We start from the raw sequence: 13,582 nt of genomic DNA, 5'->3' as shown, positions 1-13,582 counted from the left end.
GCAAACTGTTGTCCCGCCTTGGTAATCGGGGGACAGGCCGCGCGTCGGGAGGGAGCTTGAAAACTAGCCGCCGGTCACGCTCATGTGGCGGCTGACGCTCGGACGGTTGTGGCGGCGGTCGATGATGAAATCGTGCCCCTTCGGCTTCAGTCCGATGGCCCGGTCGATGGCTGCCGCCAGCAGGTCGTTGTCGGCGGAGGCGCGCAGCGGCCGGCGCAGGTCGGAGGCATCCTCGTGGCCGAGGCAGGTGTGCAGCGTGCCGGTGCAGGTGATCCGCACCCGGTTGCAGGATTCGCAGAAGTTATGGGTCATCGGCGTGATGAAGCCGAGCTTGCCGCCGGTCTCGGCAACCCGGACGTAGCGGGCGGGGCCGCCGGTGTCGTCGGAAAGATCGGTCAGCGTGTAGTGCTTCTCGAGCCGCGCGCGCATCAAGGACAGCGGCACGTACTGATCGATCCGGCCTTCGCCGATGTCGCCCATCGGCATCACCTCGATCAAGGTCAGGCCCATGCCCTTGCCGTGCGCCCATTCCATCAGCGCGGGAATCTCGTCCTCGTTCATGTTCTTGAGCGCGACCGCGTTGATCTTGACCGCGAGTCCCGCCGACCGCGCAGCCTCGATGCCCGACAGCACCTTGTCGATGTCGCCCCAGCGGGTGATGGCCCGGAATTTTACGGGGTCGAGCGTGTCGAGCGAGACGTTGACGCGGCGCACGCCGCAATCGGCCAGCTCCTGGGCGAAGCGCGCCAGCTGCGAACCGTTGGTGGTCAGCGTCAATTCGTCGAGTGCGCCCGTGGTCAGATGGCGCGACAGCGAGCGCACCAGGCCCATCACGTTGCGGCGGACCAGCGGCTCGCCGCCGGTGAGGCGGATCTTGCGCACGCCCTTGGCGACGAATGCCGAGCAGAGCCGGTCGAGCTCTTCCAGCGTCAAAAGATCGGCCTTCGGCAGGAAGGTCATGTCTTCCGACATGCAGTAGAAGCAGCGCAGGTCGCAGCGGTCGGTGACGGAGACGCGCAAATAACGGATGGTCCGGCCGAACGGGTCGGTCATCGGACGAAACAGCGTGTCGGAATGCGCTTGCGTGGATCCGTTCATTCAGTTCGGGCCTTGCAATCTGTTTCCTGGCTGCCGCGCCGTGATCGGCTCCGGCATCCGCAATCTATGCATGTTGGCGCGTTGTCACAATGCGTCCCAAGGGATGATCGTATGGATGATCCGCAACATGCAAAGCGATAGGCGAGGCATATCGCGCGATGCATGATCGCAATCGCGGATGTGTCTCGACCACATACAAAAACCCGGCTTTGGGCCGGGCTCTTGTGCAGTGCAAATCCGGTACAGCCGCCCGCGCTAGCGCGACGGAGCCGCTGCCGGCGCCGGCGCAGCCGCGCTCGGGGCGGGGAACGCGGAGTCAGGAGCGGCGGCCGGCTTCGGCTTCTTCTTCCGTATCGGCTTCTTCGCCGCGCGCGGCGGCGGGCCGGCCGGCTGCAACTCGGCGAACACCGGACTCGGATCGAGCGTGGTGGTGGCCGGCGTGGTGAAGTCGCCGGGAACGCGGGTCACGGTGACCGGTACGGTCGCCGGCTGGAACTTCGGCATGTTGAAGGTGACGGAGAAGTTGGTCTCCGGCGCCGGGATCGACACGGTGCAGGGCGTCTTGCAGCCCGGCCCGAGCGAGGTCACGGCGTCGGCGCCCGGCGGGTTCGAATCCAGCTGCACCGGCATCGGCGGCGGCGCCGACTTGAACGAATCCAATGAGAAGGAGGAGCAGCCGGCCAGGCTCAGCCCGGCGGCCGCAATCACGATGATACGACGCATGATCCACACTCTACTGCGGCAATCAGCCACAATCCCCGGAGCGGACCATAGGTGCGTCGAAACAGAGGCGCAACAGCGGGGGGCCTGCTCGTTAAAGGATGGTTAATGGCAGAAACGCATGGCTAAATATTGCCAAGCGATATCAGTATGTTGCGGAGAGGTTATGCCGCGCTCAGGCTGGCGACGGCGTCCGGCAGATCGCGCATATGGCTGATCAGCCGGTCCGGCTTCAGCTCGGTCATCGGAACGTCCGTATAGCCAAAATCGACGCCGATCACCGGAACCTGGGCGCGCCTTGCGACCCCGACATCGGGGCCGGCATCGCCGACCATGATAGCGCCCGGCAGCCGGCCGCCGGCGCGGGCCACCGTCTCGCGCAGGAACGTCGGATCGGGTTTTGCGATGCCAAAGGTATCGGCGCCGCAGATCGCGGCGAAGCGCTTGGTCAGGCCGAGCCGGTCGAGCAGCAGCTTCGACAGCCATTCCAGCTTGTTGGTGCACACCGCAAAGCGATGGCCCTTTGCCTCGAGCCGGTCGAGCGCGCCCTCGAGCCCGTCGAACGGCCGCGAGCCGTCGGCGATATGCTCGGCATAATAGTCGACGAAATCCTTGGTCAAGCGATCGAGATCACCGACGCTGACCGCGCGTCCTTCCACCTCGAGCCCGCGTTCGAGCAGCTTGCGCGCGCCGGCGCCGATCATGTTGCGCGCGGCCGCCAGCGGCACAGGCCGCAGGCCCTCGCGGTCGAGCACATGGTTCAGCGCGGCGATCAGATCGGGCGCGGTGTCGACCAGCGTGCCGTCGAGATCGAATACGACGATGGGGGGAGAGGAGGCGGACATGGTGCTTTTGGCTATCGGGCCAAGCGCTGCGATGCAAGAGTAGATGTGGGCACGTCATGAAATAGGGGAGGCTGAGATGCGGGAACTTGCCGGAAAAGCCGCTTTTGTCACCGGCGCGGCCAGCGGAATCGGACTTGCGATGGCAACCGCCTTCGCCCGCGAGGGCATGAAGGTGATGCTCGCCGATATCGAAACCGGTCCGCTGGACAAGGCCGTCGATGCGCTGCGCGCCGGCGGCGCGGATGTCCATGGCGTGGTCTGCGACGTTGCCGATCCCTTGAGCGTCGATCGCGCGGCAGAAGCATCGTTCCGCGCCTTCGGCAAGGTTCATGTCCTCTGCAACAATGCCGGCGTCGCGGCCGGCGGCGGTATCGACCCGATCTCGGTCGACGACTGGCGCTGGGTGATCGACGTCAATTTGATGGGCGTCGTGCACGGCATCAGGAGCTTCCTGCCGCACATCCGCCAGCACGGCGAGGGCGGCCATATCGTCAACACGGCATCGATGGCCGGGATGAATGCCGGGCTTGGCCTGAGCCCGTATTCGGCGACCAAGTTCGCCGTCGTCAGCCTGTCCGAAGGGCTCGCCATGCAGCTCAGGCCGCTCGGGATTGGCGTCAGCGTGCTCTGTCCGAGCTTTGTGCGGACCCGGATCGGCGAGAGCGGGCGCAACCGCCCGGAGCAGTACGGCCAGACCCGTCAGCTCGATCCCGCAAGCCCGATGGCCGCTGTCGTCGCCGAGATCGCGCGCCGCCTGGAGGCCGGTCTCGATCCGGCGTCGGTTGCGGGGCAGGTGCTGGCCGCGATCCGCGACGACCAGTTCTACATTTTCACCCACCCCGGGATGCGGGCCGAGGTCGAACAGCGCTTTTCGACGATTTTGGCCGCGATGGACGCCGTTTCGGCCTAAAGACTGGTCCGCTTGCCGCTATTCCTGCCTGCAAAACGACGCTAGATATGCGCCCGCCGGGCCACCCGATGGCGGCCCGTAACCGACAACCGAGGGCTATCGGCACGTGGACATGGACGCACTGAAACGCCAGGCGGCGGCGCGCGCGCTCGAAGAGGTGCGCGACGGCATGAAGCTCGGGCTCGGCACCGGATCGACCGCCAAGCATTTCGTCGAGCTGCTCGGCGAGAAGGTCCGCTCGGGCATGAAGGTGATCGGCGTGCCGACCTCGGAAGCGACCCGCGCGGATGCGATCCGCTGCGGCGTTCCGCTGACCACGCTGGACGAGATCGACCATCTCGACCTCACCATCGACGGCGCCGACGAGATCGACCCGGCGCTCAACCTGATTAAGGGCGGCGGCGGTGCGCTGCTGCGCGAGAAGATCGTCGCGGCCGCCAGTGATCGCATGATCGTGATCGCCGACGACAGCAAATGGGTCGACGTGCTCGGCCGGTTTCCGCTGCCGGTCGAGGTGATCCCGTTCGGGCTCGCCGCGACCCAAGCCGCGATGGCGCGGGCATTCGCTTCGGCCGGCGTGTCAGGCGAAATGCTGATCCGGAAGGGCAAGGACGGTCACGTTTTTGTCACCGATGGCGGCCACTGGATCGTCGATGCCCATCTCGGCCGGATCGGCGATCCGCCGCGTCTTGCCGGTTTGCTCAGCGTGATTCCGGGCGTGGTCGAACACGGCCTGTTCATCGGGCTTGGCAGCGTCGCCGTGCTGGCCGGCGCGCATGGAATTCGGGTTGTTGAACGGCCATGAGGCCGCAAGCAAGGAGACTTGGAATGAAGCGTTTTTCGGGACTTTTGTCGGCTGCGGCCCTGGCGGCTGGACTGGCGCTCGCACCGGCGATGGCGCAGCAGCCGCAGCTGCCCCCTATGCCCAAGGACGTCAAGCAGTCGACCCCCGCGGCGATCGGATACGCCAAGGAAATCCTGACGATGAAGAACGTCTCGGTGATGTATGCCGGCGCCGTTCCGGGCATCATCGAGAAGACCAAGACCGGCCTGCTGCAGCAGTACCTGAACTACCAGAAGGATCTCAACGAGGTCGCGCTGGTCATTGCCAAGAATCTGGCTGGCAGCGAGAAGGAAATCGGCGAGGGCATGGCGCAGCTCTACGCCGCCGAGTTCACCGAGCAGGAGCTCAAGGATCTCGTGATCTTCTACAAGACGCCGCTCGGTCAGAAGCTTTTGACCTCCGAGCCCAAGGCAATCAACGATTCGCTGAGATATATGCAGGAGTGGGCGCAGCAGTTTGGCGTGATCGTCAACGCCCAGTTCAAGGCCGAGATGAAGAAGCGCGGCAAGGATATCTGAGCGCGCGGCGCTATTGGACCCTCATGGTGAGGAGCGCGGAGCGCGTCTCGAACCATGAGGCCCCTCTGTGGCCTCCATCCTTCGAGACGCCCGCTTCGCGGGCTCCTCAGGATGAGGGGTACCAGTTGCAAGAGCCGTTTTTCGGCGTGGTTGCCAAGGTTGGGTGCAAAAATGGCCGAGTTTGACGTCGACCTGTTTGTCATCGGTGGTGGTTCGGGCGGCGTTCGTGCCGCCCGCATCGCCGCCGGCTACGGCGCGAAGGTCATGGTCGCCGAAGAGTACCGGATGGGCGGCACCTGCGTGATCCGCGGCTGCGTGCCGAAGAAGCTGTTCGTGATCGGCAGCCACGTCCACGACGAGATCGAGGACGCCGCCGGCTTCGGCTGGAGCATCGGGCAGGTCTCGTTCGACTGGGCCACACTCGTCGCCAACAAGGACAAGGAGATCGCCCGGCTCGAGGGCGCCTACACCACCAACGTCGAGAAGTCGGGCGCACGGATCGCGAAGACCCGCGCGGTGCTTGAGGATGCCCACACCATCAGACTCGCCACCGGCGAGAAGGTGACGGCGAAGTACATCCTGATCGCGACCGGCGGCGCGCCCAATCACGGGCCGATCGTGCCCGGCATCGAGCACGTGATCTCCTCCAACGAGGCGTTTCACCTCAAGGAGCTGCCGAAGCGGATCGTGATCCAGGGCGGCGGCTACATCGCGCTGGAATTCGCCGGCATCTTCGCCGGCTTCGGCTCCGACGTCACGGTGATCTATCGCGGCGACAACATCCTGCGCGGCTTCGACGAGGACGTGCGCAAGCATGTCCGCGCCGAGATGGAGAAGCGCGGCATCACCATCATCACCGGCTGCACGGTGGCGAAGATCGACAAGCACGGCCGTGACTTCACCACCCACCTGTCGAGCGGCTCAAGCATCGCCTCCGACCAGGTGATGTTCGCGATCGGCCGGCATCCCAATGTCGCCAATCTCGGGCTGGAGACCGCCGGCGTCGCCATCAATCCCGCCAATGGCGGCATCCAGGTCGACGGCTGGTCGAAGACCTCGGTCGACAACATCTACGCGGTCGGCGACGTCACCCACCGCACCAACCTGACCCCGGTTGCGATCCGCGAGGGCCATGCCTTCGCCGACACGGTGTTCGGCAAGCGCCCGGTCGAGGTCGACCACGCCACGATCCCGACCGCGGTGTTCTCGCAGCCGGAGGTTGGCACCGTCGGTCTGACTGAGGAAGAGGCGCGGGCGCAGTTCAGCCACGTCGACATCTACAAGACTGATTTCCGCCCGATCAAGGCGACGATGTCCGGCCGCGACACCCGCGTGCTCATGAAGCTCGTGGTCGACGGCGCGAGCGACCGCGTGCTCGGCTGCCACATCGTCGGCGATGGCGCCGCCGAAATCACCCAGGCCGTCGCGATCGCCGTGAAAATGAAGGCGACCAAGGCCGATTTCGACGCCACCGTCGCGCTGCATCCGACCGCCTCCGAAGAGCTGGTCACGATGCGCACCCCGACCGCGCGCCACGTGCGCCAGGCGGCGGAGTAGGGAGCTACCCGCAGGCCGGCCTCGACCCTGGTGCCGTCCCGGCCGAGGCACTCGCAGATGGGAATTGGGAGCGATCGATCGGGAACGGGGAACGACCCCTGCCTGACAGCCCAACGCCGCCCGCTTAAAATGCATGCGAGCGGCGCTGTCTCTAGCCCCAGGACGGTAACGGCAAAATCCTGATGAAGTTAAGTCTGCACGAGCCCGCAAAGGTTTCATACCTCAGAAGGGGTAGCTTGCTTCCGTAAGACGGCGCGTACCGCGGCAGCGCAACCCTCTGGCCCCCAATTTGTGCATCAGGGCCGATACCCCCATCACACGCGGTGAAGGGCCGTGCGGTGCACAGCATAGGCACCCGTGGCAGCGCGTCATGTCGCGCACCCTGGAACCTTGCGCTATGCTGGCAGTTCCACTCTCAAACAGTTTGAACTCACAAATTGAGGGAGCCGCGCATGCCAGGACCATCCGAGCAGGAGATTCGGACCCGAGCTTACGAATTATGGAAGGACGCCGGCGAGCCACAGGGCAACATGGATCAGTTGTGGTATCAGGCCGAAAAGGAACTGCTGGCGCGCAAGGCCGCCAACGGCGAAACGCCCTGCGACAAGAACGGCCATCGAGAGCCGACGACTTATCCGGAGAGACTAAGGGGCGTGCATTGAGTGCGTCGCACGGCTGAGCTAACGAGTCCGGCAGGCTGGCCCGGACGCGGAGGCATCATGAGCGGCGCGATCGATCTTTCGCAGAAACTATCGACATTCTCCGACCACTGGTCGCCGCGCACCGTCGCGCAATTCAACGCCTGCGACGTCATGGTGGTGAAGGTGCAGGGCGAGTTCGTCTGGCACAAGCACGACGACACCGACGACTTCTTCCTCGTCCTGAAAGGCATCCTCGACATCGAGCTGCGCGACCGCACCGTCACGCTAACTCCCGGGCAGATGTACATCGTGCCGAAAGGCGTCGAGCATCGTCCGGTCGCACGGGAAGAGGTGCATCTGCTGCTGATCGAACCGACCGGGACGCCGAACACGGGTGATGCGGCGACGGCGGCGGCAAGGAAAGTGGTGTGAGACTGGCAGCATGGGTGGAGCGAAGCGATACCCATCATCTTGACCGCGGATCGGAGTTGAAGAGCAAGGCTCGGGCGATTGATGTCGCGCGAACGCGAAAGTATGGCTCACCGGCAGCGCAATACATGCGGTGTCGTCCCTGCTTTCGCAGGGACGACACGGGAGAGTGCCGCGCTTACCCCTCCGCCTCAATCCACTCCGCGGCGCCGCGCCACAGCGCATCGCGGTGTTCGCTGCGGAAGAAGCCGAGATGGCCGATCGCTTTTGCGCCGGCGTCGGCGGGACGGATCGAGATGATCTCGGGCGTGATCGACGTGAAGGCGGAGCACAGCAATTCGACCGCCGGCCGCGTTGCCCAGGTGTCGTCGGTCATGACAAGCGCGCGGAGCTTGCCCTTGAACTTCGGAAAATTTTCGCGCGCCGTCAGCGTGGCATCATCGAGCAGATAGCGCTCCCGCATCACCCAGCTCCGCCATTGCTCGAACGCGCCCCTCGGCAGGTCCATGCCGAGGCCGGCCCAGGCGGGCAGGTAGCCGAGCGTGCGTGCCAGCGGCAGGCCGACGCCGTTCAGGAAAGCGACGACGCGGTAGCGCTCGGGCGAGGCCATCAGCTTCCAATAGGCGGCCTGCGAGGCGATCAGGAGCGCGCGCGGGATCTCGGCATTGTTGGCCAGGAGGCCCAGTGCCTGGCCGCCGAAGGAGTGGCCGACATAGGCGAAGGGGAGGTTGCGGTAGCGCTCGCGCATCCAGCTCACCGCCGCGGTGGCGTCGAGCGCGGCCCAGTCCGCCATCGTGGCCTTGAAGCCGGCCAGCGATTTCGGCTTGTTGAGGCCGGTCGCCGCCATCGGCCGGCTGTCGCCGGTGCCGCGGTAGTCGTAGGTCAGCACCGCCGCGCCGCGGCGGGCGAGGTAGCCGGCAAAGCCGCGATAGACCTTGCGGGGCACGGCGGTCGCCGAATTGATCAGGACGGCGTGGCGCCGCGTGCCGCGCGGCAGGAACAACGTCGCGGCGAGCGGATAGCCGTCTGCGGCCGGCACGACGATGTCGTCGCTAAAAACGTCGTCCAGCGCGGCGAAGGCCACGGCGATTTCCCCGGCATTCATGCTATGCTCTACCAAATGCGAATTCGGATTTCCCTGCAAGGGTTTGACCAGATTGCAGGAATCCTTCTAGCGGGAAAGCGGGGCCCTGTGTATAAGCCGGGCTTTCGTCATGCCGTGATTAAGTTGCGGTTTTTGCTCAGGAGTTGACCTCATGTCCGAGCGGTGGACACCCGATAGCTGGCGCGCCAAGAAGGTGCTGCAGGTGCCCGATTATCCCGATGCCAAGGCATTGGCCGATGTCGAGGCCCAGCTGGCGACCTTTCCGCCGCTGGTGTTCGCGGGCGAGGCGCGCAGCCTGAAGAAGGCGCTGGGGCGGGTCGCCGCCGGCGAGGCCTTCCTGCTGCAGGGCGGCGACTGCGCCGAGAGCTTTGCCGAGCATGGCGCCAACAACATCCGCGACTTCTTCCGCGTCCTGTTGCAGATGGCGGTCGTGCTGACCTATGCCGGCGCGCTGCCGGTGGTGAAGGTCGGCCGCATCGCCGGCCAGTTCGCCAAGCCGCGCTCGTCGCCGACCGAGAAGCAGGGCGACGTCGAGCTGCCGAGCTATCGCGGCGACATCGTCAACGACATCGCCTTCACGCCGGAAGCGCGCATTCCCGATCCGCAGCGCCAGCTGATGGCTTATCGCCAATCCGCCGCGACGCTGAACCTGCTGCGCGCGTTCGCCACCGGCGGCTTCGCCAATCTCGGCAGCGTGCATCAGTGGATGCTCGGCTTCCTGAAGGATTCGCCGCAGTCCCGCCGCTACAAGGAGCTGGCCGACCGCATCTCGGATGCGCTGAACTTCATGCGCGCCTGCGGCCTTGATCTCGAGAGCCATCCCGAGCTGCGCGCCACCGATTTCTACACCAGCCACGAGGCGTTGCTGCTCGGCTACGAGCAGGCGATGACGCGGGTCGATTCCACCACCGGCGACTGGTACGCGACCTCCGGCCACATGATCTGGATCGGCGACCGCACCCGTCAGCTCGATCACGGCCATGTCGAATATTTCCGCGGCATCAAGAATCCGATCGGCCTGAAATGCGGCCCGTCGCTGAAGCCGGACGAGCTGTTGAAGCTGATCGATATCCTCAATCCAGACGATGAGCCGGGGCGCCTGACCCTGATCAACCGGTTTGGTGCCGACAAGGTCGGCGACCATCTGCCGGGCCTGATCCGCGCCGTGCAGCGGGAAGGGCGCAAGGTGGTGTGGTCGTGCGATCCGATGCACGGCAACACCATCACCTCGACCTCGGGCTACAAGACGCGGCCGTTCGACCGCGTGCTGTCGGAAGTGCGGTCGTTCTTCCAGATCCACGCTGCCGAAGGCACCCATGCCGGCGGCGTGCACCTGGAGATGACCGGACAGGATGTCACCGAATGCATCGGCGGCGCGCGCGCCATCACCGACGAGGACCTCAACGACCGCTACCACACGGTCTGCGATCCCCGCCTCAACGCCGAACAGTCGATCGACATGGCCTTCCTGATCGCCGAGCTCTTGAAGCAGGAGCGCGCCGGCAAGGTCAAACCGATGCCGGCCGCCGCTGGGTTGTGATTTGGGGCAGTGACTTGAGGCAGTGACTTGGGGCAGTGACTTGGGGACTGTGACTTGCTGAGGTTCTGGCGAGCCACCATCAACTCGCGCAACGGGCTGGCATTCGCCATTCGCTCGGAGCAGGCGATTCGCGAGGAGGTGGTGGCGTTGGCGCTGTCGCTGCCGCTGGCCTGGCTGGTCGGCGCCACCGTGATGCGCCGGGTCGAATTGGTCGCAACCGTGGTGCTGGTGCTCGTCATCGAGCTGCTCAATACCGCGATCGAGAAGCTCGCCGATCGCCTGACCATGGATCACGATCCGCAGATCGGGCGGGTCAAGGACATGGGCTCGGCCGCGGTCGGCGTCGCGCTCGTCATGGCCGGCCTGTTCTGGCTGTTCGCCCTCGCCGAACGCATGGGCGCGTTCTGATCCCGAGCAGGATCCGGAAAAGTGGGAACCGGTTTTCCGATCAGATCATGCTCAAAACAAGCTCCCGCCGGTCATGGTGCGATTTCTGCAATCGCACCATGACCGGAAGGTGATTGAAGTTTGCGGTTGTGCAGGACAACTTAAGCGTATGAGCGAACAACAGATCAAGATTACCCTGGCGCAACTCAATCCGACGGTCGGTGACGTCACCGGCAACGCCGCGAAGGCGCGTGCCGCGCGCGAGACGGCCAAGGCCGACGGCGCCGACCTCGTGGTGCTGTCGGAACTGTTCATCGCCGGCTATCCGCCGGAGGATCTGGTGCTCAAGCCGGCGTTCCAGTCGGCCTGCCGCGCCGCGATCGAGGAACTGGCGCGCGAGACCAGGGATGGCGGCCCGGCGATGCTGATCGGCACGCCCTGGGTCGAGGACGGCAAGCTCTACAATGCCTGCGCGCTGCTCGACGGCGGCCGCATCGCCGCGCTGCGCTTCAAGGCCAATCTGCCGAACTACGGCGTGTTCGACGAGAAGCGGCTGTTCGCGCGCGGCCCGGCGCCGGGCCCGGTGACGGTGCGCGGCGTGCGCATCGGCGTGCCGATCTGTGAGGACATCTGGCTCGAGGAGTCCGAAGAGTACGAAAACGTCGTCGAATGTCTCGCCGAGACTGGCGCCGAGATTCTCGTGGTGCCGAACGGCTCGCCCTATGCCCGCGACAAGGCCGACCTCAGGCTGTCGATCGTGGTCGCACGCGTCACCGAGAGCGGACTGCCGCTGGTCTATCTCAACGAGGTCGGCGGCCAGGACGAGCTGATCTTCGACGGCGCCTCGTTCGCGCTGAATGCCGATCTCTCCGTCGCGGCGCAGCTTCCGGCGTTCGCGGAGAACGTCACGACGCTGACCTGGCGCAAGACCGCCGACGGCTGGCGTTGCAACGGGCCGATCACGGCGCAGCTCGAGGGCGACAAGGCCGATTACGCGGCCTGCGTGCTCGGCCTGCGCGACTATGTCCGCAAGAACGGTTTTCCCGGCGTGCTGCTCGGCGTCTCCGGCGGCATCGACTCGGCGCTGTGCGCGGCGATCGCGGTCGATGCGCTCGGCGCCGACAAGGTGCGCGGCGTGATGCTGCCGTTCCGCTACACCGCGCAGGTGTCGCTCGACGATGCCGCCAAGCTCGCCGCCGCGCTCGGCATCCGCTACGAGATCCTGCCGATCGCCGATGCCGTGAACGGCTTCGAGACGATTCTGGCGCCGGTGTTCAAGGGGCTGGAACGCGACATCACCGAGGAGAATTTGCAGGCGCGCGCCCGCGGCACGCTGTTGATGGCGATCTCCAACAAGACCGGCGCGATGGTGGTGACCACCGGCAACAAGTCGGAGATGTCGGTCGGCTACGCCACGCTGTATGGCGACATGAACGGCGGCTTCAACCCGATCAAGGACATCTACAAGACCGAGGTGTTCCGCCTGTCGAGCCTGCGCAACGGCTGGAAGCCGGACGGCGCACTCGGGCCGTCAGGCGAGGTGATCCCGGTCAACATCATCATCCGGCCGCCGACCGCCGAGTTGCGCGAGAACCAGACCGACCAGGATTCGCTGCCGCCCTACGACGTGCTGGACGCGATCCTCGAACGGCTGGTTGAGCGCGAGGAGCCGCTGGCGACCATCATCGAAGCCGGCTTCGACCGCGATGTGGTGGCTCGGATCGATCGCCTGCTCAACATCGCCGAATACAAGCGGCGGCAGGCGGCGCCGGGGGTGAAGGTGACGCGGAAGAATTTCGGCCGCGACCGCCGCTATCCCATCACCAACCGCTTCCGCGATTTCGGCAAGGCGCTGCCGGCGCCCGACGAGACGCTGGTGGCGCGCACCTCGCGCGCGTCGGCGGAAGCGTTCGAGGGCTGAGCTCTTCTTACCGCTTCGGGATGAAGGTCGGGCCGACGGTGCGGATCTGGCCGTCGCTCGCCGGCGCGGCTGCCGGTGCGGTGGCGTCAGCGGCTGCGGGCTGCTGTTGAGCTGCGGCTGCGGGCGCGCCCTTCTTGCCAGCGGCGGCCTTGGTCTGGGCGCGCTGCTGCATCTTCCGCGCGCTCTCCTCGGTGACGATGATGTCGCCCTGCTGCTCGGCGGACGCCTTGTCGTCGACCGCCTTCAGCGCCTCGGCCCAGCTCTGGCCGGCCGGCTTGCAGGAGCAGGACGGATTGAACTCGGTGCGGTACTTGAAGGCGTTCGGCAACGACGAGTAGGACACACCGCTGATCGAGACCGCCTGGTTGATATCCTCGCCGGGATTTCGGTAGGTGAACAGGCTGGCATCCGCGGCAGGGCACTGCGCCTTGCAGATTTGCTCGTCGGCGGCGAAGCGCGCCTGCACCGTTGCGAACGAGATCGGGAAATAGGCGCCGTCGCAGGTGCGGACGCAGACGGTGCGGAAGGTGCCGGACTGGGCGCCATACTGCGCGTCGGGCGGGGGCAGCGGATTGTTGGGATTGCCGCCGCCACCGCCGCCGAACAGGTTCTCGAGGAAGTTGCCGGGGCCACGCGCGGCCGCGGCATATTGCGGACCGCAATTGTTCTGCGCCAGTGCGGTCAGGACCGAGCGGCGCTGGTTCTCGCGGTCGGCGCCGCCGAGCCCGCCGGAGCGCAGCCGCTCGAGATTGGCGGTGATCTGGTCGAGATTGGCGCGCATCTGCTGGATCTGGGTGTTGACCGGACCGCACTGCGCCGAATTGTTATTGAAGAGCGAGAAGAACCCGGAGCTGTCGCAGCCCATGCGCCGGGCCTGCGCCGTCACCCGATCGAGCTCGCCCTGCTGGCGGGTTGCCGCGTCCTGGTAGCGGCGGATCTGTTCGTCCTTGGCCGGATCGCCGGAGCCGCCGCCGCGGTCGATCGCCGCCAGCTGGCCTTCGAGCCGGCCGCACATCGGATTGGCCTGCGGATTGGGCTGCGGCGCGGCTTGCGGAGCCGGACCGGGC

General features: G+C 65.9%; 14 protein-coding genes. 9 read left to right on the top strand and 5 right to left on the bottom strand.

The features are described 5' to 3' along the window. Positions 1-63 precede the first annotated feature (63 nt). The 3 genes from moaA to AC1VNY_RS06975 all read right to left on the bottom strand — a co-directional run bounded on the left by moaA (position 64) and on the right by AC1VNY_RS06975 (position 2,663). Complete coding sequence (moaA, locus tag AC1VNY_RS06985) at positions 64-1,098, bottom strand: GTP 3',8-cyclase MoaA (protein WP_016844402.1); 1,035 nt, start codon at positions 1,096-1,098, stop codon at positions 64-66. Between the two features lie 255 nt (positions 1,099-1,353). Then, positions 1,354-1,821 carry a hypothetical protein gene (locus AC1VNY_RS06980; protein WP_482404621.1) on the bottom strand — a complete coding sequence of 156 codons (468 nt, stop codon included), beginning with the start codon at positions 1,819-1,821 and terminating at the stop codon, positions 1,354-1,356. A 161-nt stretch (positions 1,822-1,982) separates the two neighbouring features. Next, on the bottom strand, positions 1,983-2,663 hold the full coding sequence (locus AC1VNY_RS06975; protein ID WP_035633942.1) for an HAD hydrolase-like protein: 681 nt from the start codon (positions 2,661-2,663) through the stop codon (positions 1,983-1,985). Between the two features lie 76 nt (positions 2,664-2,739). On the opposite strand from AC1VNY_RS06975, the gene AC1VNY_RS06970 reads away from it, so the two are divergent. The 6 genes from AC1VNY_RS06970 (at position 2,740) to AC1VNY_RS06945 (ending at position 7,565) form a co-directional block, all read left to right on the top strand. After that, complete coding sequence (locus tag AC1VNY_RS06970; RefSeq protein WP_482404620.1) at positions 2,740-3,573, top strand: SDR family NAD(P)-dependent oxidoreductase; 834 nt, start codon at positions 2,740-2,742, stop codon at positions 3,571-3,573. Positions 3,574-3,679: 106 nt separating this feature from the next. Next, positions 3,680-4,378, top strand: a complete 699-nt coding sequence (rpiA, locus tag AC1VNY_RS06965) for a ribose-5-phosphate isomerase RpiA (RefSeq protein WP_482404619.1) — start codon at positions 3,680-3,682, stop codon at positions 4,376-4,378. Between the two features lie 23 nt (positions 4,379-4,401). After that, a complete protein-coding gene (locus tag AC1VNY_RS06960) occupies positions 4,402-4,935 on the top strand; it encodes a DUF2059 domain-containing protein (RefSeq protein WP_028344553.1) in 534 nt (177 codons plus the stop codon). A gap of 171 nt (positions 4,936-5,106) precedes the next feature. Continuing rightward, positions 5,107-6,492, top strand: coding sequence for a glutathione-disulfide reductase (gor, locus tag AC1VNY_RS06955; RefSeq protein WP_482404618.1), 1,386 nt, complete (start codon positions 5,107-5,109; stop codon positions 6,490-6,492). Between the two features lie 452 nt (positions 6,493-6,944). Further along, the gene (locus AC1VNY_RS06950) at positions 6,945-7,154 is read left to right on the top strand and encodes a DUF2934 domain-containing protein (RefSeq protein WP_038384032.1); all 210 of its coding nucleotides are present in this window, start codon (positions 6,945-6,947) and stop codon (positions 7,152-7,154) included. A gap of 57 nt (positions 7,155-7,211) precedes the next feature. After that, positions 7,212-7,565, top strand: coding sequence for a cupin domain-containing protein (locus AC1VNY_RS06945; protein ID WP_482404617.1), 354 nt, complete (start codon positions 7,212-7,214; stop codon positions 7,563-7,565). Between the two features lie 175 nt (positions 7,566-7,740). Here AC1VNY_RS06945 and AC1VNY_RS06940 read toward each other — a convergent pair whose 3' ends face one another. Beyond that, on the bottom strand, positions 7,741-8,667 hold the full coding sequence (locus tag AC1VNY_RS06940; RefSeq protein WP_482404616.1) for an alpha/beta hydrolase family protein: 927 nt from the start codon (positions 8,665-8,667) through the stop codon (positions 7,741-7,743). Positions 8,668-8,818: 151 nt separating this feature from the next. On the opposite strand from AC1VNY_RS06940, the gene AC1VNY_RS06935 reads away from it, so the two are divergent. The 3 genes from AC1VNY_RS06935 to AC1VNY_RS06925 all read left to right on the top strand — a co-directional run bounded on the left by AC1VNY_RS06935 (position 8,819) and on the right by AC1VNY_RS06925 (position 12,515). Next, positions 8,819-10,207, top strand: coding sequence for a class II 3-deoxy-7-phosphoheptulonate synthase (locus AC1VNY_RS06935; protein WP_028334252.1), 1,389 nt, complete (start codon positions 8,819-8,821; stop codon positions 10,205-10,207). A 54-nt stretch (positions 10,208-10,261) separates the two neighbouring features. Then, positions 10,262-10,615 (top strand): diacylglycerol kinase, encoded by a 354-nt coding sequence (locus AC1VNY_RS06930; protein WP_028334253.1) that lies wholly within the window; start codon positions 10,262-10,264, stop codon positions 10,613-10,615. A 148-nt stretch (positions 10,616-10,763) separates the two neighbouring features. Further along, complete coding sequence (locus tag AC1VNY_RS06925; RefSeq protein WP_482404615.1) at positions 10,764-12,515, top strand: NAD+ synthase; 1,752 nt, start codon at positions 10,764-10,766, stop codon at positions 12,513-12,515. A 7-nt stretch (positions 12,516-12,522) separates the two neighbouring features. Here the strand turns inward: AC1VNY_RS06925 and AC1VNY_RS06920 are convergent. Then, positions 12,523-13,582: DUF2865 domain-containing protein (locus AC1VNY_RS06920; protein WP_482404614.1), on the bottom strand; the 1,060-nt coding region annotated here is incomplete at its 5' end.

It is taken from the genome of Bradyrhizobium ferriligni (assembly GCF_056837965.1).
The sequence above is the reverse complement of the archived record's forward strand: the minus strand, read 5'-3'. Positions and strand labels throughout refer to the sequence as shown.

What these genes read in the sequence shown, in the direction of transcription:
- moaA (WP_016844402.1), bottom strand. Translation starts at nt 1,098, where the DNA reads ATGAACGGATCCACGCAAGCGCATTCCGACACGCTGTTTCGTCCGATG.
- AC1VNY_RS06980 (WP_482404621.1), bottom strand. Translation starts at nt 1,821, where the DNA reads ATGCGTCGTATCATCGTGATTGCGGCCGCCGGGCTGAGCCTGGCCGGC.
- AC1VNY_RS06975 (WP_035633942.1), bottom strand. Translation starts at nt 2,663, where the DNA reads ATGTCCGCCTCCTCTCCCCCCATCGTCGTATTCGATCTCGACGGCACG.
- AC1VNY_RS06970 (WP_482404620.1), top strand. Translation starts at nt 2,740, where the DNA reads ATGCGGGAACTTGCCGGAAAAGCCGCTTTTGTCACCGGCGCGGCCAGC.
- AC1VNY_RS06960 (WP_028344553.1), top strand. Translation starts at nt 4,402, where the DNA reads ATGAAGCGTTTTTCGGGACTTTTGTCGGCTGCGGCCCTGGCGGCTGGA.
- gor (WP_482404618.1), top strand. Translation starts at nt 5,107, where the DNA reads ATGGCCGAGTTTGACGTCGACCTGTTTGTCATCGGTGGTGGTTCGGGC.
- AC1VNY_RS06950 (WP_038384032.1), top strand. Translation starts at nt 6,945, where the DNA reads ATGCCAGGACCATCCGAGCAGGAGATTCGGACCCGAGCTTACGAATTA.
- AC1VNY_RS06945 (WP_482404617.1), top strand. Translation starts at nt 7,212, where the DNA reads ATGAGCGGCGCGATCGATCTTTCGCAGAAACTATCGACATTCTCCGAC.
- AC1VNY_RS06940 (WP_482404616.1), bottom strand. Translation starts at nt 8,667, where the DNA reads ATGAATGCCGGGGAAATCGCCGTGGCCTTCGCCGCGCTGGACGACGTT.
- AC1VNY_RS06935 (WP_028334252.1), top strand. Translation starts at nt 8,819, where the DNA reads ATGTCCGAGCGGTGGACACCCGATAGCTGGCGCGCCAAGAAGGTGCTG.
- AC1VNY_RS06925 (WP_482404615.1), top strand. Translation starts at nt 10,764, where the DNA reads ATGAGCGAACAACAGATCAAGATTACCCTGGCGCAACTCAATCCGACG.